The following is a 22288-nucleotide window of genomic DNA, read 5'->3' as shown; positions in this document are numbered from 1 at the left end:
TCACGTGGCGTCTCCCCGGTGCCGGGCGGCGATGGCGGTCAGCTGGGTGACGGTGTCCCGGGCGTCGGCCAGCGCGAGCGCGCTGATGTGCACAGCTCCTGCCGAGGAGGCGGTGGTGACGGTGACGGTGGCCAGTCCGAGCACCCGCTCGAGGGGGCCGCGGTAGGTGTCGACCGTCTGTACCCGGGTGATCGGCGCGACCCGGCTCTCCTGGGTGAACCACCCGGTGCGGGTGTAGACGGCCTCGTCGGTGATCTCCCACCGGTGCACCGCGTACCGCCACAGCGGGACCACCACGATGCTGAAAACCGCTGCGAGGAGCACGATTCCGAGTACCAGCCCCTGTAACCCGCGCCGGTGCGTGTCGAACAGCGCCCAGATCCCGACCCCGAGGATCGGCACCACCCAGGACAGGGCGGCGCTCAGCGCCCACAGCAGTTTGGCGCGGGGGCTGGGCCGCCGGGCCGGGTCGGCCAGCAGGCCGCCGGGAGCGAGGGGCTGGGACATGACGCCCATGCTTGCATGAATCGGGCCGCGGAGGCGGTTGTCGAGTCCGAGAACCGGACGCTCGGTTCCGCCGCCGCGGCCGGGCCCGCTACTTGGGCGTGATCCGGTAGAGCCCGGTGGTGGTGCCCTGGTACTGGATGCGGCCGGGGGCGATGGTGCCGACCATTTCGAGGGTGTCGTTGACCGTGGTCGCGCCGACGAATTGCTCGGAGTCGACCTTGCCGGTGTTGGCGTCGATCACCGCGAAGCTGTAGTTGTCGGTGACGCCGGCGCTGCCGCTGCCCAGGCCCGCGCTGCCGCTGCCGAGGGCACTGCTGCCACTGCCCAGCGCGCTGCTGCCGCTGCCGAGCAGCGAGTGCCGGGTGAACGTGTAGATCTTGCCGTCGGCCACCGACAGTCGCGGCACCGCCGAGGAGGGCACGGTGTTGGTCCACACCACCGTGCAACCGGACCCGGTGACGTCGATGCGGGTCATGCCACCCGACACCGGCGCGCTGGCGGGCTGGCTGGTGCCGGCGTTGGGCGGCAGCGCGGGATAGGGGTAGCCGTAGGTGCTGGCCACGAACACGCTGTTGCCGGATCCGATGGGCGAGTTCTCGGTGCCGTCGATGGCGGGCACCGAGCAGATGGGCGCGCCGGTCGCGGTGCTGTAGACGAGCAGGTTCTCCTTGGTGGCCGCGTTGTCGGTGATGGCCAGGTATTCGGTGCCGTCGCCGGGGCCGAAGAAGGTCGGGGTGGCGCCGGTGCCCCAGCTGAGCTGGCCGGGCTTGCGGGCGGGGCCGCGGTCGTAGGCCTGCCGCCAGACGATCTGCGGGTTGCCGCCACCGTCCACGTTCAGCAGGTAGAGCGCGTGGTCGGTGGCGACGGCCATGCCCTGGGGTCCGGTGGCGATGCTGTTGGCGACGTTCTCGCCGGGGGCGAGCACGATCGAGTGCGCGGTGCCGTCGGTGTTGACGAATCCGGCGGCCGCGCCGTCGGTGGCGAACCACACCCGGCCCTGATAGTCGGGGGAGACCGAGCTGACGGCGTCACAGTCGCCGCCGCCGCAGTGGCCGGTGACCGCCTGTGTCACATCGGTTTTCGAGGCGATGGACAGCGACCACTTGCCGTCGGAGCCGCGCTGGTGCCCGATCCGCAGCAGGTTGCCCGAGCCGTCGACGGTGACCATCTGGTCGTGGTTGTCGAGGTAGGCGTAGACGCCGCCGAGCAGGCTGCCCTTGGTGAGGTCGAGACTGGCGAGGGTGTTGCCGTTGCTCGGGTCGAGCAGCAGCACCTTGGGCGCGCGGTCGGTGATCTTCGTGCACAGCGCCTGGGGCAGGCCGTCGGCGCCCTGCAGGATGGTCGGGCAGGCCGCGGCTTGCTCGTGGAAGTCGGCGTGGACGCCGCCGGTGCCGACGCCGGGGAGCGGCGTGGTGTCGGAGGCTTCGGAGTCGCCGTGCATGGTCGCGGTGCCCACCGGTCCCAGATACGGATTGGCCGGTGGCACCGGCCCGAAGGCGGACGCGGTACTGGTGGCGATGGTGAGCAGGGCGGTGGCGCCGAGGCCGGCGACGACGGCGGCACGTCGGATTTGCGCGAGCACGAGGATCTCTCCCTTTTTCTGCTGGGAAGTAGTCGCCCGCGAGGCTATAGCCATCGGTACCGAGGTTTGAATAGATGTACTCGAGGATGCAAGTAATTGCATCGGAATAACCCCGGCCCGGTCGCTGGTTGCGTCGTTGCATGGCACCCGAGTCGGATCAGCGGGATGGATGGCGCATGATCGAGGACGTGACGGATCTACCCAACCCGAGCCTGCCGAGCCCGCCCCGGGAGTCGGCGCCGCCGGACGCCCCGGCCATGCGGAGCGCGCTGCGCCGGGCCCGGGACGGTGCGGCGCTCGAACTCGACGAGGCGGTGGTGCTGCTGCACGCGCGCGGCGCCGACCTCGTGGAGCTGTGCGCGTCCGCCGCGCGGGTGCGCGACGCCGGGCTGCGGGCGTCCGGGTACGCGGGCGAGACCCTGCCGATCACCTACTCGCGCAAGGTGTTCATCCCGATCACTCACCTGTGCCGCGACCGCTGTCACTACTGCACCTTCGTCACCGTGCCCGGCAAGCTGCGCGCGCAGGGCAAGGGCATGTACATGGAGCCCTGGGAGATCGTGGAGGTCGCCCGGCAGGGCGCCGAACTCGGTTGCAAGGAAGCGCTTTTCACCCTCGGTGACCGTCCCGAGGAGCGCTGGCCCGAGGCCCGGCAGTGGCTCGACGAGCGCGGCTACGACTCCACCCTGGACTACATCCGCGCCATGGCGATCCGGGTGCTGGAGGAGACCGGTCTGCTGCCGCACCTGAATCCGGGCGTGATGAGCGCGCAGGAGCTGGCGCGGCTCAAGCCGGTGTCGCCGTCGATGGGCATGATGCTGGAGACCACCTCGACGCGGCTGTTCACCGAACCCGGTCAGGCGCACTACGGTTCGCCGGACAAGGATCCGGCGGTGCGGTTGCGCGCCCTGCACGACGCCGGGCAGCTGTCGGTGCCGTTCACCACCGGCATTCTGGTGGGCATCGGGGAGACCATCGTCGAGCGCGCCGAGTCGATCATGGCGATTCACCAGGTGCACAAGGCTTTCGGGCACGTGCAGGAGGTGATCGTGCAGAACTTCCTGGCCAAGCAGGACACCGCCATGCGGCACAGCCCGGATGCGGGGATGGAGGAGTTCCGCGCCGCCATCGCGGTGACCCGGTTGGTGATGGGCCCGGAGATGCGCATCCAGGCCCCGCCGAACCTGGTGTCGCTGGAGGAGTGCCGGGCGCTGCTGGGGGCGGGCATCGACGATTGGGGCGGGGTGTCGCCGTTGACCCCCGACCACGTGAACCCGGAACGGCCCTGGCCGAACCTGGACACCCTGGCCCGGATCACCGCCGACTGCGGGTATGTACTGACCGAGCGCATCACCGCCCATCCGCGGTACGCGCTGGCGGGGGAGCCCTGGATCGATCCGCGCATCGCCGACCATGTTGCCGCGCTGCTGGATCCGGTGACCGGGCTGGCCGCCGACGTGCATCCGAAGGGCCTGCCGTGGCAGGACTGGGAGGAGATCGGTGAGCCCGGTCGGGCCGCTGAGGTGGCAGCCGGAAGTTAGGGCAGGCTTGGCAAGAGTAATGTTGGCTGGCCGGGATAGGGTTTCGCCGGGCGGAGATTTCCCTCAGGTGTGGACAGACTAGGAGAGCGGCAGTGCCGTACATCATCGCTGAACCGTGCGTTGACGTGAAGGACAAGGCGTGCATCGAGGAATGCCCCGTGGACTGCATCTACGAGGGTGGCCGCATGCTGTACATCCAACCCGACGAGTGCGTTGACTGTGGTGCGTGTGAGCCGGTCTGCCCGGTGGAGGCCATCTTCTACGAAGACGACACCCCGGATCAGTGGAGCGGCTACGTGAACGCCAACGTCGAGTTCTTCGACGACCTGGGTTCCCCGGGCGGCGCCGCCAAGGTCGGCAAGGTCGACTTCGACCCGCCGTTCATCGCCGCGCTGCCGCCCATGGCCGGAGAGTAGGCAGAGCTCTTGACCGCGCGTGGCCGGGTCAGCGCTCTGCTGCCCGATTTTCCCTGGGACACCATCGCTTCGGTGAAGGCGAAGGCCGCTTCGCATCCCGACGGCATCGTGGACCTCTCGGTCGGAACCCCGGTCGATCCGGTGGATCCGCTGATCCGCGAGGCGCTTTCGTCGGTGGCGGAGGTGCCCGGCTACCCGACCACGCACGGGACGCCCGAATTGCGCGAGGCCGTCGTCTCGGCGCTGAAGCGGCGATTCGGGATCACGGGGGTGGACCCGGCGGCGGTGCTGCCGGCCATCGGCACCAAGGAGCTCATCGCGGGGCTGCCGCGGCTGCTGGGGCTGGGTGCGCAGGACCTGGTGGTCATCCCCGAGGTCGCGTACCCGACCTACGAGGTGGGCGCGCTGCTGGCCGGTACCCGCTATCTGCGCGCCGACAGCACGGTGGCGCTGGGTCCGGAGCGGCCCGCACTGATCTTCCTCAATTCGCCGTCGAACCCGACCGGCAAGGTGCTCGGCATCGACCACCTGCGCAAGGTGGTGCGGTTCGCCCGCGAGCGCGGGGCCGTGGTGGCCTCCGACGAGTGCTACCTCGGCCTGGCCTGGGAGGGCCGCGCGGTCTCGATCCTCGATCCCGAGGTGTGCGACGGTGACCACACCGGCCTGCTGGCCATCCACTCGCTGTCGAAGACCTCGAATCTGGCCAGTTACCGGGCCGGTTTCGTGACCGGTGATCCGGAGTTGGTGGCGGAGTTGCTCGAGGTGCGCAAGCACTCCGGCATGATGCTGCCCTACCCGATCCAGGCGGCCATGACGGCGGCCCTCGGCGACGATGCGCACGAGGTCCAGCAAAAGGACCGCTACCGCGCGCGCCGGGTGGTGCTGCGAGATGCGCTGCAGCGCGCCGGATTCCGGATCGACGACTCCGAGGCCGGGCTGTACCTGTGGTCGACCCGTGACGAGCCGTGCCGCACGACGCTGGATTGGCTGGCCGAGCGCGGCATCCTGGCGGCCCCGGGCGAGTTCTACGGGCCGCGCGGGAATCAGCATGTGCGCATTGCCCTCACCGCCACCGACGAGCGCATCGCCACCGCGGCTGATCGTCTGACCAGCTGATTTTCGGTTACTCGGGGCCCCGTGATACCGTCTACGACGTTGCGAGGCCCGGTGGCCGAGCAATTCGTAAGGCCCTGTGGCGCAGTTGGTTAGCGCGCCGCCCTGTCACGGCGGAGGTCGCGGGTTCGAGTCCCGTCAGGGTCGCAGCAAAGCCCCCTCGCATTTCGATGCGAGGGGGCTTTTCGCGTTTCCGGGGTGGTTGCTCGGCGCTGCCCAGATATGTTGCCAACTCTAGATTTGTGAAAACTGACACACGTTCACTCCAGAACATCTATAACAAGTTCTCATCGCGACTCGATGAGGAGTATTTCAGTGCGTGGATTGTCATATGAAACCCCCGGCAAGAGTGTTTACGGCAGCAATGTCAGCCGACGAGGGTTCCTAGCTGCAACGGGGGTTGTTCTCGGGGCGGCCGCACTACTAGGGAAGCTCCCAGCGGCCCGAGCCTTACCAACCGGTGCGATCAATGACGGCGACCAGATGCCGGTCCTCGTAATTGGAACAGGTTACGGTGGCGCGGTCGCGGCCCTGCGGCTCGCGCAGGCCGGCCAGAACGTGGTCATGGTCGAGAAGGGCATGTCCTGGACCCAGCCCGGTTCGGACGGCAAGGTCTTCTGCAACATGCTCAAGCCGGACGGCCGGTCCTTCTGGCTGCGCACCGAGACCGACCAGCCGGTCAACCACTTCATGGGCGCGCCCTACAACAAGTCCATCTCCCGGTACACCGGTGTGCTGGATTCCGAGCAGTTCAGCGGGATTCGCATCTACCAGGGCCGCGGCGTCGGCGGTGGCTCGCTGGTCAACGGCGGTATGGCGGTGACGCCGCAGCAGAGCTGGTTCCCGACCATCCTGCCCTCGGTCGACCCGGGCGAGATGTACGGCACCTACTACCCGCGCGCCAATGCCGCGCTCAAGGTCAACAACATCGACTCGAACTGGTTCGAGGGCGCCGACTGCTACCAGTTCGCGCGGGTCGGCCGGAAGCAGGCCGAGCGGTCCGGTTTCAAATGGTCCTTCGTCCCGAACGTCTACGACTTCAACTACATGAAGCAGGAGCAGGCCAACACCGTGCCGCGCTCCGCCCTCAACGCCGAGGTCATCTACGGCAACAACGCCGGCAAGAACTCCCTCGACAAGACCTACCTCGCGGACGCGTCGGCCACCGGCAAGGTGACCATCGTCCCGCAGCACGTGGTCACCACCGTGTCCCCGGCCAACGGCGGCGGGTTCTCGGTCGTGATGAACCAGATCGACACCAGCGGCAACACCGTGAAGTCCAAAACGGTTACGGCGCAGAAGGTCTTCTTCGCGGCCGGCAGCGTGGGTACCAGCAAACTTCTGGTCACCCAGAAGGCCACCGGCAAACTGCCCAACCTGCCGGACTCGATCGGCAGCGGCTGGGGCAACAACGGCAATGTCATGGTGGCCCGGCAGAACCAGGCCTGGGACGCCACCGGCAGCCTGCAGTCCTGCATCCCCTGCCTGGGCATCGACAACCTCGCCGACACCGGCGGCCCGGCCTTCGCGGAGGTGTCGCCCTTCCCGGCCGGCATCGAAACCTTCGCCAGCCTGTACCTGGCCATCACCAAGAACCCGAACCGCGGCAAGTTCACCTACAACTCGGGCAGCGGCGGGGTGGACCTGAACTGGCAGACCGCCTGGAACCAGCCGGGCATCGACGCCGCCAAGCGCATCTTCGACAAGATCAACAGCAAGGAAGGCACCATCTACCGGACCGACCTGTTCGGTACCTACAAGACCTGGGGAGACGACTTCGCGTACCACCCGCTGGGCGGTTGCGTGCTCAACGTGGCCACCGACAACTACGGCCGCCTCCCCTCCTACCCGGGCCTCTACGTCATCGACGGCTCCCTGATCCCCGGCTTCACCACCGTCAACCCCTTCGTCACGATTACCGCGTTGGCGGAACGCAACATTGAGAAGATCATTGCCGAGGACTTCCACTGATGCGAAAGGTGACAGCTGATCTCGAACCGTCCGGGTAACTCACCGGGTACGGCCAGAATCGGTTCGGCTCCCCGCCGCCGGCACGGATTGCCGGCGGCGAACGGCTCTCAGTCGTCCGCTGAAGGTGCGGGGAGGCGGGGGAGTGGACTTCCACTAAAGGAAAAATTCCGCTGACGGGGCCGCTGAGGCGTGTTCCGTCCGGCTGGGCGGGGACGATCGCGATAGTGTTGGATATGGACGCTGTCACGGTTGTCCCCGCTCCCGTCAATGAACCGGTGCACACCTACGCCCCCGGCAGTCGCGAACGCGAGCTGCTGAGCGCGCGGTTGGCCGAGCTCTCCGCCGAGGAAGTCGAAGTTCCGCTGGTGATCGGCGGCAAACATCAGCCCGGCGCCGGAGAACGACGCACCATCGTGATGCCGCACCGGCACCGGCGGGTACTGGGGACCTACGCCAACACCACCCACGACGAAGCGCGCGCGGCCATCGCGGCGGCCACCGCCGCCGCACCCGGCTGGCGGGCCCTGCCCTTCGAGGAACGCGCCGCCATCCTGCTCCGCGCCGCCGACCTGCTGGCCGGCCCCTGGCGCGAAACCGTCGCCGCCGCCACCATGCTCGGCCAGTCGAAATCGGTGCAGCAGGCCGAAATCGACGCACCGTGTGAACTGGTCGACTTCTGGCGATTCAATGTCGCCTTCGCGCGCCAGATCCTGCGGGAGCAGCCGCAATCCGCGGCGGGCGTGTGGAATCGGATGGACTACCGGCCCCTGGAAGGGTTCGTGTACGCGGTCACGCCGTTCAACTTCACCGCCATCGCGGGCAACCTGCCCACCGCGCCCGCCCTCATGGGCAATACCGTCGTCTGGAAACCCTCACAGACACAGACGCTTTCGGCCTACTTCACCATGAAACTGCTGGAGGAGGCCGGGTTGCCGCCCGGGGTCATCAACATGGTGACCGGTTCCGGGGCGCAGGTGTCGGAGGTCGTGCTCGCCGATCCGGGGCTCGCGGGCATCCACTTCACCGGCTCGACGCGCACCTTCCAGTATCTGTGGCAGACGGTGGGCTCGAACATCGGCCGATATCACGGGTATCCGCGGCTGGTGGGGGAGACCGGCGGCAAGGACTTCATCCTCGCCCACCCCTCCGCCGACCCGGATGCGTTGCGGGTGGCCATGATTCGCGGAGCCTACGAATACCAGGGGCAGAAGTGCTCGGCCGCCTCGCGCGCCTACGTTCCGAAATCGGTGTGGCGGCGGATGGGGGAGGACTTCCTGTCCCAGGTCGAGTCGCTCACCTACGGCGATGTCGCCGATCTGTCGAATTTCGGTGGGGCCGTGATCGACAACCGCGCCTACGACAAGTGCGTGACCGCCATCGAGCGGGCGAGGGAGCGGGGGGTGTCGGTTCCGGCGGGCGGCGGCTACGACGACGGTGAGGGCTGGTTCGTGCGCCCGACCGTGCTGCTCAGTGACGATCCGGGCGACGAATCCTTCGAGACCGAGTACTTCGGGCCGATCCTGTCGGTCTACGTCTACGACGACGGCGTGCCGGACGCGTTCGACGAGATCATGGAGGTGGTGGACGGGACCTCGCCCTACGCCCTGACCGGCGCGATCTTCGCCCGCGATCGCCAGGCCGTCGAATCCGCCACGACCGCACTGCGATTCGCGGCCGGCAACTTCTACATCAATGACAAGCCCACGGGTGCGGTGGTCGGGCAGCAGCCCTTCGGCGGCGCCCGCGCCTCCGGCACCGACGACAAGGCCGGCTCCTATCTCAACCTGCTGCGCTGGGTCGCCCCGCGCACGCTGAAGGAAACCTTCGTTCCCCCGGTCGATTTCCGCTACCCCCACATGGAGGCGTGATGAACCCACTGCGCCCGGCGATCCTGGCGGCAGCCGGATCGTCACGGATCAAGGATGTCATCACCCGGGTTCCGGCGACCTCCGCCGTGGTGCAGCGCTTCGTCGCGGGGGAGACCCGGGCCGAGCTGGTGCCGGTGGCGCGGGCGCTGCTGGAGAGCGGCCGCTCGGTCAGCGTCGACTTCCTCGGCGAGTACACCACCGATCGGGTGCAGGCGAGCGCCGCTGTGGCGGAGTACTTCTCGCTCATCGACGATCTGGCCGAGGCGGACCAGTCCTCCACCGGGGTGCTCACCGACATCCCCCGGGTGGAGGTCTCGCTCAAGCTGTCGGCCCTGGGGCAGTCCCTGGGGCAGGACGGCCCGGCCATCGCCGCGGAGAACCTGCACAAGCTGTGCGCCAAGGCCGTCGAGCGGCACGTCTGGGTGACCGTCGATGCCGAGGACCACACCACCACCGCCGACACGCTCGAGGCCGTCCGCAACGCCCGCGCCGAATTCCCCTGGCTGGCGGTGGCTTTGCAGACCTACCTGCGCCAGGCCGAGGACAATGCCCGGCACCTGGCCGCCGACGGCACCCGGATCCGTTTGTGCAAGGGCGCCTATCAGGAACCGGACACCGTGGCCTACCAGCGCCGCGCCGAGGTGGACGCCTCCTACCTGCGCTGCCTCGAGGTCCTGCTGCGCAACGCCTGGTACCCGATGATCGCCTCGCACGACCCGGCCATGATCTCCGCCGCCCTGGCGCTGGCCGCCGAAAATCACCGCGCGCCCGGCGATTTCGAGTTCCAGATGCTCTACGGCATCCGCGATGCCGAGCAGCGCCGCCTGGTCGACGAGGGGCATTCGCTGCGCGTCTACATCCCCTACGGCACCCAGTGGTACGGGTACCTCATGCGCCGTCTCGCCGAACGCCCGGCCAACCTGGGCTTCTTCCTGCGCGCCCTGACCGAGCGCGGCTGAGGGACCCTCAGACCAGGGGACGGCCGAAGCGGCGGCGCAGGCGCATGTCGGCCAGATAGAAGTTGTACGGGAACATGCGCAGGACCGTGGGCATGCGGGTCCAGACCGCGGAGATCACGCGCACGAAGCCGGTGAAGATGCGTTCGTCGCGGGCGGTCCAGGTCATCGACATCTCGTCGCGCAGGTGCTGGGGGAGTAGAGCGGTCACGATGAATCGGTGCAGCCCGCCCAGAGTGATCTGCAGCGGCCAGGCCAGCATCTTCAGGTCGGTGAGGTCGTTGAAGTACTTGCGGGTGGGCCCGTCGATGGTCTTGGTGGCGAGGTTCTCGTCCCAGTAGGCGTAGAAGTCGTCGCGGGTGGCGGGCCACATCTCGGGGCGCATCTGCAGGGTGGTGCCCAAGCGCGCGCAGTACTGGTAGAAGGCTTCGGCCAGTGCGGGATTCATCGGGCCGCGCATGCGGTGGTAGAGGTCGTCGACGCCCCAGTACAGGCAGGCCGCCACCCACAGCTGGAGTTTCGGGTCGAAGGCGTTGTACTTGACCGGGCTGCCGGGTTTGGAGTGGACGGTGCGGTGCGAGCGGTTCACGGCCTCGCGGTAGGCCGCGCGGTCCTCGTCGTTGCCGAGCAGTGCGACCGACAGATAGGTGAGGGTGGTGCGCAGCCGCTTGAGCGGGTGCAGCGTCACCTTGCCGCTGTCGACGTCGCTCTCCATGACGCCGTAGGCGACCGGCTTCAGCGACAGCTGCATGACGACATTGGCTGCCCCGCCCAGGAAGGCCGCTACGCCGTCGATGTGCTCACGCATGGACTCGGGGGTCAGCGGCTCGTGGGCCGGGGGCAGCTCGTCGAATTCGCGCAGCGGGGCGGTCATCGTTGACTCGACTCCTCGTCGTCACTCCTCACCGATGAGGAGAGTGTGAGAAACTTCGCTGCTCACCTTCTCATCATGGGGTGGCCGTGTCAATGTGCGAAGATTAGTGCCTCACCGTTTCTTCGTGACCGGAAAGGGCTCGGACCATGGCCAAACTGGCCAAACTGCTGCCGCTCGTGCGCGGATCCGGTCCCGAGGACCGCAATCAGGCCAAGGTCCTCGACGCCGCGTTGCTGGCCTTCCTGGACTTCGGCATCAAACGCACCAGCATGGTCGAGGTCGCCCGGCGCGGCGGGCTCTCGCTGGCCACGCTCTACCGCCGCTTCGCCGGCAAGAATGATCTCATCCAGGCCGTCGCCCTGCGCCAGGCCCGCCAGCTCATCGATGACGTGGACGCCGCCGTGCAAGGCCCGATCGAGGCCGACGCCAGCGCCGAGGAACAGATCGTGGTGCTGTTCGTCGCCTTCATCGAGGGTCTGCGCGGCAATCAGCTGCTGGGCCGGCTGCTCAAGACCGAACCCGAGGTCGTGCTGCCCTACCTGACCGTCCAAGGCGCGCCGGTGATCGAACTCGGCCGCGACTACCTGGCCGAGTTCATGACCCGGCTCCAGGCGGAAGGCAAACTGCCGCACTACGATCCGCTGCCGCTGGCCGAGATGATCGCCCGGGCCGCGCTGTCGCTGGCGTTGACCCCGCAGACCGTGATTCCGCTCGACGATCCGGCGGCGCTGCGGCAGTTCGCCCGCGACCACATCATCCCGGGCTTCCGAATCCTCTGACCGGCAACGGTTCTCACACCAGCCGCAGGCCCAGGCGGCGGCGAATTCGCATATCGGTGAGATAGACGTTGAGCGGGAACGCGCGCAGCGTCGGCGGCACCACCGACTCGACCGCGCCCGCGGTCCGCAGCATGGCGGCCAGCGCGCGGTCCTGGCGCGGCGTCCACGTCATGCCCATCTCGTCCCGGAGGTGTTGCGGCAGCAGGCCGGTCACGAAGAAGCGGTGCACGCCCGCGAACGGCGGGCGCAGCGGCCGGGGCAGCATCTTCAGGTCGATGAGATCGTCGAAGTACGCCCGGATCTTCGGATCGATGCGGGTCTTGGCGAGGTTCTCCGTCCAGTACCGGTCGAAGGCGGCGCGGTCGGCGGGCCACATCTCCGGGCGCACCTGCAGGGTGGTGCCCAGGCGTGCGGCGTGGACGTAGAAGGCGTCGGCGTCGTAGTCGTCCATCGGGCCGTGCATGCGCTCGTAGAGGTCGCGCGCGCCCCAGTACAGGCAGGCGGCCACCCAGAGCTGGAGTTTCGGGTCGAAGGCGTTGTACTTGACGGTGCTGTCCGGGCGGGAGCGGACGTACTTGTGCACGGTGTCCACCGCTTCCCGGTAGGCCGCACGGTCCGCCTCGGTGCCCAGCAGGGCGACGGCCAGGTAGGTCAGCGTGGTGCGCAGCCGCTTCCACGGGTGGATCATGACGTTTCCGGATTCCACCGGGCTCTCCACCACGCCGTAGCCGACGGGCGGGTTGGAGAGCTGCATGATCACGTTCGCGGCCGCGCCGAAGAAGCCGGCGGCGCCGTCCAGATAGCGGCGGACGTCGATCTCCGGTGCGGGCGCGGCGGATTCGAACGGGCGGGGCAGCGGCCTGGTCATCGTTGACCACATCCTCTGGTGAGAAGGTTGTATAGAAACTGTCTTACCCACTCGGGTGGTCTGTCAACCGGCCGGACGGCTTCGCAAGCGATTCGTTGCGTGCGCGCTCGGGTAGCGTGAGCCCGTGTCGCCGCTGTTGCTGAGCTCGTTGAATCCGGCCGCCATCGCCGCCGGAGCCGATATCCCCGATGCCGTCACCATCGACGGGGAAACCCTGTCGCGCAGTGATCTGCTCGGCGCGGCCACCTCGGTCGCCGAACGCGTCGCCCAGGCCCGGCGGGTCGCGGTCCTGGCCGAGCCGACCGTCACCACCGTGCTCGCCGTGATCGGCTGCCTGATCGCCGGCGTGACCGTGGTGCCGGTGCCGCCGGACGCTGGCAGCGCGGAACTGGCGCACATCCTCACCGATTCCGGTGCGCAGGCCTGGCTCGGGAAGGCCCCCGCCGGGTCGGAGCTGCCGGTGATTCCGGTGCGCAAGCACGCCCGGTCCTGGCATCGATACGCCGAACCCGCCGGGAACGCCACGGCTTTCGTGCTCTACACCTCCGGAACGACCGGCGCGCCCAAAGGCGTGATGCTCAGTCGCGCGGCTATCGCCGCCGGGCTCGACGCCTTGATCCAGGCGTGGGGCTGGACCTCGAAAGACGTGCTGGTGCACGGTCTTCCGCTGTTCCACGTGCACGGCCTGATCCTCGGCGTGCTCGGCCCGCTGCGCGCGGGCAGCCCGCTCGTCCACACCGGCAAGCCCACCCCGCGCGCCTACGCCGACGCGCACGGCACCATGTACTTCGGCGTCCCCACCGTCTGGTCGCGGGTCGTCGAAGAACCGGACGCCGCACAGGAATTGGCGAAGGCCCGCATCCTGATCTCCGGCAGCGCCCCGCTGCCCGTGCCGGTGTTCGAGCGGCTGGTCGAGCTCACCGGGCACGCTCCGATCGAGCGCTACGGCATGAGCGAAACCATGATCACCCTCTCCACCCGGCCCGACGGGGAACGCCGCCCCGGCTGGGTCGGCACCCCCGTGGCGGGCGTGGAGACGCGGCTGCGCGACGAGTCCGGCGCGCCCGTGCCGCACGACGGGGAAAGCGTCGGCGGACTGCAGGTGCGCGGACCCATGCTGTTCGACGGCTACCTGGGCAAGCCCGAGGTGACCGCCGAGAACTACACCGCCGACGGTTGGTTCAAAACCGGTGACGTGGCCGTCATCGACGCCGAGGGGTTCCACCGCATCGTGGGCCGGGAATCGGTGGACCTGATCAAGTCCGGCGGCTACCGCATCGGCGCGGGCGAGATCGAGACCTCACTGCTCGGGCATCCGGCCGTCGCCGAGACCGCGGTCATCGGCGTCCCGGACGAGGACCTCGGGCAGCGCATCGTCGCCTACGTGGTGCTGCGCGGCGGGGCGGGGGAAGCGATCGCCGAGGAGCTCATCGCCCATGTGGCGGGCGAACTCTCGGTGCACAAGCGCCCGCGCGAGGTGCGCGTCGTGACCGCGCTGCCGCGCAACGCCATGGGAAAGGTGCAGAAGAAGCTGCTGTCTTGACCTCGAGTGTGCTCGAGGTTTTAGCGTGATCGACATGACCGCATCACTGTCGCCCGCCCAGATCGAGTACCTGAACAGCCAGCGGCTGGGGCGGCTGGCCACCGTCCGCCCCGACGGCTCCCCGCAGAACAATCCGGTGGGGTTCCGCTACAACGCGGCGCTGGGCACCATCGACATCGGCGGCCGCGACCTGGCCGCCAGTCAGAAGTTCCGCAACCTGGCCAAGGACGACCGCGTCGCTTTCGTCGTCGACGACGTCCCCTCGGTCGATCCGTGGACCGTTCGGTGCCTCGAAATCCGCGGCACCGCACTGGCCTTGCGCGACGTCGAGCCGTTCTACCCCGGCCTGTCCCCGGAACTCATCCGGATCACCCCCGAGCGCGTCATCGCCTTCGGCATCGAGTGACACCCGGGTTCGGGTGCCGGAGGTTTCGGGGTCTGGCCGCCGGTCGCCGCCGCCCATAGCGTCCTGGAGCGAAAATATTCGTTCTCCAGGAGGCCTGATCGATGCCCACCGCACTGCGCACCACGCTGGCCGCCACAGCCGCCCTCGCCGGGCTGCTGGCCCCCGCCGCCGCGGCGACCGCCGCCCCGCTGTCGCTCACCCCGATGCAGCAGCCCGTCGAGCCGGTCGCCGGGCCCACCACGACCGGATCGGTGAACACCGGGCCCAACGGCACCGGATCATTCGACCCCTCGGCCGCCGGGTCGGCGAACCTGATCAAGGCGCTCCAGACCGGTTCGGGTCAGTGCAACAACACGATGCCCATCCCGGTGCTCGACGGATCGTCCGCCCCGTGGTGCGCCCTGTACAAGTGAGCCACCGGTGAAATGACGAAAACCCCTGCGGCCCAGGCCGACAGGGGTTTTCGCGTGAGCGGATGCTAGTCGTTGGCGTGCAGCGCCGCGTTCAGCTCGATACCGGTGCCCTTGCGCGGGCGCACCTCGACCGCGCCGGTCAGCGAGTTGCGGATGAACAGCAGGTTCGACTTGCCCGACAGCTCACCGGCCTTCACGGTGCTGCCGTCCGGCAGCGTGACCTTGGTGCCCGCGGTGACATAGAGCCCCGCCTCCACCACGCAGTCGTCGCCGAGCGAGATGCCCAGGCCCGAGTTGGCGCCCAGCAGGCAGCGTTCGCCCAGTGCGATGACCTGCTTGCCGCCGCCGGACAGGGTGCCCATGATGGACGCGCCGCCGCCGACGTCGGAGCCGTCGCCGACCACCACACCGGCCGAGATGCGGCCCTCCACCATGGAATTGCCGAGCGTGCCGGCATTGAAGTTGACGAAGCCCTCGTGCATGACGGTGGTGCCCGAGGCCAGGTGCGCGCCCAGGCGCACGCGGTCGGCGTCGGCGATCCGCACGCCCGACGGCAGCACGTAGTCCACCAGGCGCGGGAACTTGTCGACGCCGTACACGGTGACCTGGCCGCGGGCCCGCAGCTTCAGGCGGGTCAGCTCGAACTCCTCGGTCGAGCACGGGCCGTGGTTGGTCCACACCACGTTCGCGAGCAGCCCGAAGATGCCGTCCAGGTTCGCGCCGTGCGGGCGGACCAGCCGGTGCGAGAGCAGGTGCAGGCGCAGGTAGGCGTCGTGGGTGTCGATCGGGGCGGCGGCCAGGTCGGCGATGACGGTCCGGACCACGACGGTCTCGACGCGTCGGTCCTCATCGGCGCCGGCCGCGCTCGCGAACTTGGCGAACTCGGGGTCGGAGGCGTCCAGCCGCACCGTGCCGACCTCGTCGGCGGAGTATTCGCCGAGAGTCGGGTACGGGTACCAGGTGTCGAGGACCGTACCGTTGACGGTGATGGTGGCGATGCCGACTGCGGAAGCTCCCTGTGTACTCACGTCCCCGTACGTTACCCGGCGGTGAATTCGTACCCCATGCGGTGCCGATTTGTGCCAACGCAGTGACCGTGCGAAGAACTGCGGTTATTCCTGCTTTAGGGTGGATCGAGTGACCATCGATCTGAGTGCCGACCCCATTTCACTCACCGCCGCGCTCGTGGACATTCCGAGCGTGTCTCAGAACGAGAAGGTCATCGCCGACATCGTCGAAAAGGCACTGCGCGAACAGACCACCGGATTCGAGATCCTGCGCCACGGCAATACCGTGCTGGCGCGGACGAATCGGGGGCTGCCGAGCCGGGTGATCCTGGCCGGGCATCTGGACACCGTGCCGATCGCCGACAATGTGCCCGGCCACTTCGAGACCACCGCGGACGGCGAAGTGCAGCTGTGGGGTTGCGGCAGCGTCGACATGAAGTCCGGGGACGCGGTCTTCCTGCACCTGGCCGCCACCGTGGCCGATCCGGTGCACGATCTGACCCTCATCTTCTACGACGGTGAGGAGATCGCCGCCGAGTTCAACGGCCTCGGCCGCATCGAACGCGAACTGCCCGAATGGCTCGACGGCGATCTGGCCATCCTCGGCGAGCCCTCCGGCGGCTGGATCGAGGCGGGCTGCCAGGGCACCCTGCGGGTGCGCCTGACCACCGCCGGGGTACGTGCCCACACCGCGCGAGCCTGGCTGGGGGACAACGCCATTCACCGTTTGGCCCCGATCCTGGAACGGCTCGCCGCCTACCGGGCGCGCGAGGTCGAGATCGACGGCTGCACCTACCGCGAGGGCCTGTCCGCGGTCCGCGTCGAGGGCGGGGTGGCCGGCAACGTGGTGCCGGACGTGGCCACCGTCGACGTGAACTTCCGCTTCGCCCCCGACCGCACCCTGGAACAGGCCACCGAGCACGTGCGCGAGGTGTTCGCCGGGCTGGAACTGGAATTCGAGCGCACCGACGGCGCGCCCGGAGCCCTGCCCGGCCTGTCCAATCCGGCCGCCAAGGACCTGATCGAGATCGTCCACGCGCACGGCAGCGGCGGCGTCCGCGCCAAGTACGGCTGGACCGATGTCTCGCGGTTCGCCGCCCGCGGCATGCCGGCGGTGAACTTCGGCCCGGGCGACCCGAACCTGGCGCACAAGCGGGACGAGCACCTGCCCGTCGATCAGATCACCCAGGTGACGTCGATGCTGCGCAGCTACCTCACGGGCGAGAAAAGCTGATCAACTGTTCAGCACCACGCTGATCGAGCGACCGCCCACGGCCACCGGCGCGTTGTACGGTTGGCTGCATGTCTGCTGATGGCGAAAACGAGGGTGTGGGTTTGTCGAAGACGCCACGGTTCCGGGGGCCGATCATGTTGCGGCGCGACCGCAAGAAGGGGATCGGCACCACCGATCAGCACCTCCTGGACGAGCGCGGCCCCGTGGACTGGGTGCACACCGACCCGTGGCGCGTACTGCGCATCCAGGCCGAATTCGTCGAGGGCTTCGGCGCTTTGGCCGAGGTGCCACGCGCGGTCGCCGTCTTCGGCTCCGCTCGCACCCCCGCCGACTCGGCCGAGTACGCGGCGGGCGTCGCCATCGGAAGCGCTTTGGCGCGAGCCGGTTTCGCGGTCATCACCGGCGGCGGACCGGGCGCCATGGAGGCGGCCAACCGGGGCGCCTCGGAGGCCGGCGGCTATTCGATCGGCCTGGGCATCGAGCTGCCGTTCGAACAGCACCTCAACGAGTGGGTCGACCTCGGCATCAACTTCCGGTACTTCTTCGCGCGCAAGACCATGTTCGTCAAGTACGCGCAGGCGTTCGTGTGCATGCCGGGCGGCTTCGGCACCCTCGACGAGCTGTTCGAGGCGCTGACCCTGGTGCAGACGCACAAGATCACCCGCTTCCCGATCATCCTGTTCGGCACCAAATACTGGGCGGGACTGGTGGATTGGATGCGCGAATCGCTGCTCGGCTCGGGCAAGATCGCCGCCGGCGACCTGGGGCTGGTGCACGTCACCGACAGCGTGGACGAGGTGGTGGAGATCGTCACCCTGGCCGCGCAGGCGCGCAAGGAGATGAACGAGGCGGGGGTGGAGGACCAGTGGTGAGCGACGCGTACGCGGTCTGCGTGTACTGCTCGGCCAGTGTCGACGATCCGGTGGCGCTGGACCTGGCCACCCGGGTCGGCGCCGAGATCGGCCGTCGCGGTTGGCAATTGGTCTCCGGCGGCGGCAATGTGTCGATGATGGGCGCGGTCGCGCAGGCGGCGCGGGCGGCGGGCGCGCACACCGTCGGGGTCATCCCGAAGCGGCTGGTGCACCGCGAGGTCGCCGACACCGACGCCGACGAGCTGATCGTCACCGACACCATGCGCGAGCGCAAACAGGTCATGGACGAGCGCGCCGACGCCTTCCTGACCCTGCCCGGCGGCATCGGCACCCTCGAGGAACTGTTCGAGACCTGGACCGGGGCCTACCTGGGCGTGCACGCCAAACCCGTGGTGGTGCTCGACCCGCAGGACCACTACCGAGGGCTCTTCGACTGGATCGGGGAGCTGCGGGTGCGCGGGTACGCGGGGCTGGAGGCCATCGACCGGGTGCTGGTGACCAAGAGCTTCGACACCGCCTTCGCCGGGCTGCGTCTCACCCGTTGAGCGGAACCCTACGGTTTCACTCGACAAGATCGGGCGAATCGGTCAGGGTGTCCTCATGAGTACCGATGCGCGCTCGACGGTGAGCCTGCTCGACCTGGTCCGCAGTCTGCCCGGCATGGCCATGCAAGCGCCCGGCATGCTCCGCAATGTCGTGCACATGGGGGTGAAATCCGGGGACAAGTCCTCGATCGGACTGTTCTTCCAGCGCGGCGCCGCCCGGCACCCAGACCGGCCCTTCCTGAAATTCGAAGGGCGCGTGTACACCTGGGGCGAAGCCAACGCCCTGGTCAACCGGTACGCGAAGGTGCTCGAGGCGCACGGGGTGAAGCGCGGCGACGTGGTCGGCATCCTCATGGTCAACCGCCCCGAGGCGCTGTTCACCGTGCTCGCCACCGTGAAACTCGGCGCCACCGCGGGCCTGCTCAACCACAACCAGCGGGATGTGGTGCTGCAGCACAGCTTCGGACTGCTGAACTCGGTGCTCGACGTCATCGGCGAGGAATGCGCGGACGCGCTGGACACGCTCACCGAACCCCGGCCCACGCTGCTGTGGAGCGAACAGCTCGACGCCGAGGCCGCCACCGCCGACGCCTCGAATCCCGCTGTGACCGAGGAGATCACCGCCCGGGAACGCGCCTACCTGATCTTCACCTCCGGCACCACCGGCCTGCCCAAGGCCAGCGTCATGACCCACCTGCGCTGGACCAAGTCCATGGCCGGGATCGGCGGGCTCGGGGTCCGGCTCGAAGGCAAGGACACGCTCTACAGCTGTCTGCCGCTCTACCACAACAACGCCCTCACGGTGGCGCTGTCCTCGGTGATCGCCGGCGGCGCGACTTTCGCACTGGGACGTAAGTTCTCGGCCACCCGCTTCTGGGACGAGGCCGTCGCCAGTGAGGCCACCGCCTTCGTCTACATCGGCGAACTGTGCCGCTACCTGCTCAACCAGCCGGCCAAGCCCACCGATCGCGCGCACCACATCCGGCTCTGCGTCGGCAATGGCCTGCGCCCGGAGCTGTGGGACGAGTTCCAGCAGCGGTTCGGGATCAAACGGATCGTCGAGTTCTACGGCGCGAGTGAGGGAAACGTCGCCTTCATCAACGCCTTCTCGGTGGCGCGCACCGCCGGGTTCACGCCGCTGCCGTTCGCCATCGTGGAATACGACGACGCCACCGGCAAGGCGCTGCGCCACCCCGACGGCCGCCTGCGCCGGGTGCCCGCGGGCGGAGTCGGCCTGCTGCTGGCGAAGGTGACCGACCGCTCGCCGTTCGACGGCTACACCGACGCGACCGCCACCGAATCCAAGCTGGTGCGTGACGGTTTCGCGGCCGGCGACTGCTGGTTCGACACCGGCGACCTGGTCCGCGACCAGCGCTGGGGCCACATCGCGTTCGTGGACCGGCTCGGCGACACCTTCCGCTGGAAGGGCGAGAACGTCGCGACCACCGAGGTCGAGGGCGCGTTCGACGGCATCGGCACGGTCACCCAGGCCGTGGTGTTCGGCGTCGGCATCCCCGGCACCGACGGCAAGGCCGGCATGGCCGCTGTGACGCTGCACGAGGGCGCGCACTTCGACGGCAAGGTCGCCGCCAAGACGCTCTACGAGCAGCTGCCCACCTACGCGGTGCCGTTGTTCATCCGCGTGGTGCCCGAGCTGGAGCAGACCTCCACGTTCAAGAACCGCAAGGTGGAACTGCGCAATCAGGGCTACGCCGACGACGCGCAGAGCACGCTCTACGTCCTCGCGGGCCGCACCGACGGCTACGTTCCCGCGTACCCCGAATACGCCGCCGAGGTCGCCGCGGGTCGAGCCCCCGCCAACTGAGGCTCCGGGTCGTTCCGGAGGCGGGCCGGTCGGGGCCCGGTTCCGGTCGGCTGCCCAGCACTGCCGCCACAGCGCTCGGTACAGTCGAGGGCATGTGTGCGCCGTTGCCGACATTGTGCGGGAAGCCGGTGGCGACGGATCGGGCGCTGGTGATGGCGATCGTGAACCGGACGCCGGACTCGTTCTATGACCAGGGCGCGACGTTCACCGACGAGGCGGCCCTGCGGGCCGTGGACACCGCCGTCGCCGGGGGCGCGGATCTGGTCGACATCGGCGGGGTGAAGGCCGGGCCGGGGTCCGAGGTGGACGCCGCCGAGGAGACGCGCAGGGTGGTGCCGTTCGTGGCGGCTATCCGCGAGCGTTACCCGGAGTTGCTCATCAGCGTGGACACCTGGCGCGCGGACGTGGCGCGAGCCGCGGTCGCCGCGGGCGCGGATCTGATCAACGACACCTGGGCGGGGGCCGATCCGGACCTGGTCGGTGTGGCCGCCGAACTGGGTGTGGGAATCGTGTGCTCACATACCGGGGGTGCGATTCCGCGGACCCGCCCGCACCGGGTTCGGTACCCGGATGTGGTGACCGAGGTCACTACCGCGTTGGTGGCCGCGGCCGAAAATGCTGCGGCCGCGGGGGTCATGAAGGACTCGATTTTGATCGACCCCACCCATGATTTCGGGAAAAACACCTATCACGGGCTCGAATTGTTGCGGGCGATAGACGTTCTTGTGAAAACCGGATGGCCCGTCTTGATGGCGCTGAGCAATAAGGATTTCATCGGAGAGACTCTTGGTGTCGAGCTGTCCGAACGATTGGAGGGCACATTGGCAGCGACTGCTTGGTCTGCTTCCGCGGGTGCTCGCGTCTTCCGGGTGCACGAGGTGGCCCAGACCCGCCGGGTCGTGGACATGATCGCCGCCATCCAGGGTCACCGCCCACCCGCCCGTACTTTGCGAGGTCTCGCATGAAAACAGACTGGGTGTACTCCAACACCTTCGACCGCCCCGAATGGACCGTCGAGGAACTCATCGCCGCCAAGGGCGACCGCACCGTCTCCGTGGTGCTGCCCGCCCTCAACGAGGAAGCCACCGTGGCCGCCGTGGTGGCCAGCATCCGGCCCCTGCTCGGCACGCTGGTGGACGAACTCGTCGTCCTGGACTCCGGGTCCACCGACGCCACCGCCGCCCGCGCACGGGCCGCCGGAGCCCGCGTGGTCACCCGCGAACAAGCCGTGCCCGAACTCGACCCCGTCCCCGGCAAGGGCGAATGCCTGTGGCGTTCGCTCGCCGTCACCGAAGGCGACCTGATCGCCTTCGTGGACTCCGACCTGATCGACCCGGACCCGAACTTCGTCCCCAAGCTGCTCGGCCCGCTGCTCACCGTGGACGGCATGCACCTGGTCAAGGCGTACTACCGCCGCCCGCTGCGCACCGGCGAAGCGGTCGACCACCACGGCGGCGGCCGCGTCACCGAACTGGTGGCCCGGCCCCTGCTGGCGGCGCTGCGCCCCGAACTCTCGAATGTGCTGCAGCCCTTGGGTGGTGAGTACGCCGGCACCCGCGAACTGCTCACCTCGGTGCCCTTCGCGCCCGGCTACGGCGTCGAGATCGGCCTGCTGCTCGACACCTACGACCTGCTCGGCCTGTCCGCCATCGGACAGGTGAATCTCGGTGTCCGCCAGCACCGCAACCGCCCGCTGGCCGACCTCGGCGTCATGAGCCGCCAGATCCTGGGCACCGTCCTGGGCCGCAGCGGCATCCAGGACTCCGGCGCGGCCTTGACCCAATTCCCCATGGTGGCAGGCGAATTCATCGCCAACGCGACAGAGGTGTCGCTCGCGGACAGGCCCCCCATGAACACCCTGCGCTCGGAGGAGGCAGCGGCCTGATGTTCGCGGCGCGTCTCGTTCTGGACTGAGCGGAGGGAGGGAAGAACGAGACCTCCAGCGCCGCGAACCCGCCCGGAGCGAAG

20 protein-coding genes, 1 tRNA gene and 1 pseudogene are annotated in these 22288 nt (G+C 68.7%); 17 read left to right on the top strand and 5 right to left on the bottom strand.

What is annotated here, in order from left to right:
• Positions 1–507 carry a PH domain-containing protein gene (locus ACYVKL_RS14860; RefSeq protein WP_246598386.1) on the bottom strand — a complete coding sequence of 169 codons (507 nt, stop codon included), beginning with the start codon at positions 505–507 and terminating at the stop codon, positions 1–3.
• An 88-nt stretch (positions 508–595) separates the two neighbouring features.
• Positions 596–2089 carry a hypothetical protein gene (locus tag ACYVKL_RS14855; RefSeq protein WP_246598387.1) on the bottom strand — a complete coding sequence of 498 codons (1494 nt, stop codon included), beginning with the start codon at positions 2087–2089 and terminating at the stop codon, positions 596–598.
• Positions 2090–2265: 176 nt separating this feature from the next.
• Here ACYVKL_RS14855 and cofG point away from each other — a divergent pair.
• From cofG to ACYVKL_RS14820, 7 genes and pseudogenes are all read left to right on the top strand, one after another.
• Positions 2266–3591: pseudogene (cofG, locus tag ACYVKL_RS14850) on the top strand (7,8-didemethyl-8-hydroxy-5-deazariboflavin synthase CofG); the annotation flags it as partial.
• A 131-nt stretch (positions 3592–3722) separates the two neighbouring features.
• A complete protein-coding gene (fdxA, locus tag ACYVKL_RS14845) occupies positions 3723–4046 on the top strand; it encodes a ferredoxin (RefSeq protein ID WP_379163507.1) in 324 nt (107 codons plus the stop codon).
• A 9-nt stretch (positions 4047–4055) separates the two neighbouring features.
• Entirely contained in the window at positions 4056–5162 is a 1107-nt protein-coding gene (dapC, locus tag ACYVKL_RS14840; protein ID WP_379163504.1) for a succinyldiaminopimelate transaminase, read from the top strand.
• Positions 5163–5232: 70 nt separating this feature from the next.
• Positions 5233–5306: transfer RNA gene (locus ACYVKL_RS14835), tRNA-Asp, on the top strand.
• Between the two features lie 336 nt (positions 5307–5642).
• A complete protein-coding gene (locus ACYVKL_RS14830) occupies positions 5643–7130 on the top strand; it encodes a GMC oxidoreductase (RefSeq protein ID WP_379163501.1) in 1488 nt (495 codons plus the stop codon).
• Positions 7131–7363: 233 nt separating this feature from the next.
• The gene (pruA, locus tag ACYVKL_RS14825) at positions 7364–8998 is read left to right on the top strand and encodes an L-glutamate gamma-semialdehyde dehydrogenase (protein WP_379163498.1); all 1635 of its coding nucleotides are present in this window, start codon (positions 7364–7366) and stop codon (positions 8996–8998) included.
• Positions 8998–9957 (top strand): proline dehydrogenase family protein, encoded by a 960-nt coding sequence (locus tag ACYVKL_RS14820; protein WP_379163495.1) that lies wholly within the window; start codon positions 8998–9000, stop codon positions 9955–9957. Before pruA ends, ACYVKL_RS14820 begins: the two co-directional genes overlap by 1 nt.
• 7 nt (positions 9958–9964) lie before the next feature.
• Here the strand turns inward: ACYVKL_RS14820 and ACYVKL_RS14815 are convergent, their stop codons facing one another.
• On the bottom strand, positions 9965–10828 hold the full coding sequence (locus ACYVKL_RS14815) for an oxygenase MpaB family protein (RefSeq protein ID WP_379163492.1): 864 nt from the start codon (positions 10826–10828) through the stop codon (positions 9965–9967).
• A 146-nt stretch (positions 10829–10974) separates the two neighbouring features.
• Between ACYVKL_RS14815 and ACYVKL_RS14810 the strand changes: the two genes are divergently transcribed.
• A complete protein-coding gene (locus ACYVKL_RS14810; protein ID WP_379163489.1) occupies positions 10975–11607 on the top strand; it encodes a TetR/AcrR family transcriptional regulator in 633 nt (210 codons plus the stop codon).
• A 13-nt stretch (positions 11608–11620) separates the two neighbouring features.
• On the opposite strand, the gene ACYVKL_RS14805 is transcribed toward ACYVKL_RS14810, so the two are convergent.
• Positions 11621–12475: an oxygenase MpaB family protein gene (locus ACYVKL_RS14805; protein WP_379163486.1), complete on the bottom strand. Its 855-nt coding sequence runs from the start codon at positions 12473–12475 to the stop codon at positions 11621–11623.
• 133 nt (positions 12476–12608) lie between these two features.
• Between ACYVKL_RS14805 and ACYVKL_RS14800 the strand changes: the two genes are divergently transcribed.
• The 3 genes from ACYVKL_RS14800 to ACYVKL_RS14790 all read left to right on the top strand — a co-directional run bounded on the left by ACYVKL_RS14800 (position 12609) and on the right by ACYVKL_RS14790 (position 14837).
• Complete coding sequence (locus ACYVKL_RS14800) at positions 12609–14018, top strand: acyl-CoA synthetase (RefSeq protein WP_379165738.1); 1410 nt, start codon at positions 12609–12611, stop codon at positions 14016–14018.
• A 34-nt stretch (positions 14019–14052) separates the two neighbouring features.
• Positions 14053–14424, top strand: coding sequence for a PPOX class F420-dependent oxidoreductase (locus ACYVKL_RS14795; RefSeq protein ID WP_379163483.1), 372 nt, complete (start codon positions 14053–14055; stop codon positions 14422–14424).
• 101 nt (positions 14425–14525) lie between these two features.
• The gene (locus tag ACYVKL_RS14790; protein WP_379163480.1) at positions 14526–14837 is read left to right on the top strand and encodes a hypothetical protein; all 312 of its coding nucleotides are present in this window, start codon (positions 14526–14528) and stop codon (positions 14835–14837) included.
• 65 nt (positions 14838–14902) lie between these two features.
• Here ACYVKL_RS14790 and dapD read toward each other — a convergent pair whose 3' ends face one another.
• On the bottom strand, positions 14903–15865 hold the full coding sequence (gene dapD / locus ACYVKL_RS14785; protein WP_379163477.1) for a 2,3,4,5-tetrahydropyridine-2,6-dicarboxylate N-succinyltransferase: 963 nt from the start codon (positions 15863–15865) through the stop codon (positions 14903–14905).
• A gap of 109 nt (positions 15866–15974) precedes the next feature.
• Between dapD and dapE the strand changes: the two genes are divergently transcribed.
• From dapE to ACYVKL_RS14755, 6 genes are all read left to right on the top strand, one after another.
• The gene (gene dapE, locus ACYVKL_RS14780) at positions 15975–17078 is read left to right on the top strand and encodes a succinyl-diaminopimelate desuccinylase (RefSeq protein WP_379163474.1); all 1104 of its coding nucleotides are present in this window, start codon (positions 15975–15977) and stop codon (positions 17076–17078) included.
• 68 nt (positions 17079–17146) lie between these two features.
• Complete coding sequence (locus tag ACYVKL_RS14775) at positions 17147–17950, top strand: LOG family protein (RefSeq protein ID WP_379163471.1); 804 nt, start codon at positions 17147–17149, stop codon at positions 17948–17950.
• The gene (locus ACYVKL_RS14770) at positions 17944–18495 is read left to right on the top strand and encodes an LOG family protein (protein ID WP_213559624.1); all 552 of its coding nucleotides are present in this window, start codon (positions 17944–17946) and stop codon (positions 18493–18495) included. The genes ACYVKL_RS14775 and ACYVKL_RS14770 overlap by 7 nt, the downstream gene beginning before the upstream one ends.
• Before the next feature lie 55 nt (positions 18496–18550).
• The gene (locus ACYVKL_RS14765) at positions 18551–20320 is read left to right on the top strand and encodes a long-chain-acyl-CoA synthetase (RefSeq protein ID WP_379163467.1); all 1770 of its coding nucleotides are present in this window, start codon (positions 18551–18553) and stop codon (positions 20318–20320) included.
• A 92-nt stretch (positions 20321–20412) separates the two neighbouring features.
• Complete coding sequence (gene folP, locus ACYVKL_RS14760; protein ID WP_379163464.1) at positions 20413–21285, top strand: dihydropteroate synthase; 873 nt, start codon at positions 20413–20415, stop codon at positions 21283–21285.
• Positions 21282–22205: a glucosyl-3-phosphoglycerate synthase gene (locus ACYVKL_RS14755; RefSeq protein ID WP_213559627.1), complete on the top strand. Its 924-nt coding sequence runs from the start codon at positions 21282–21284 to the stop codon at positions 22203–22205. The genes folP and ACYVKL_RS14755 overlap by 4 nt, the downstream gene beginning before the upstream one ends.
• Positions 22206–22288 lie beyond the last annotated feature (83 nt).

It is taken from the genome of Nocardia tengchongensis, assembly GCF_054781395.1.
Note: the sequence above shows the minus strand (reverse complement) of the source record. Positions and strands in the feature narration are given on the sequence as shown.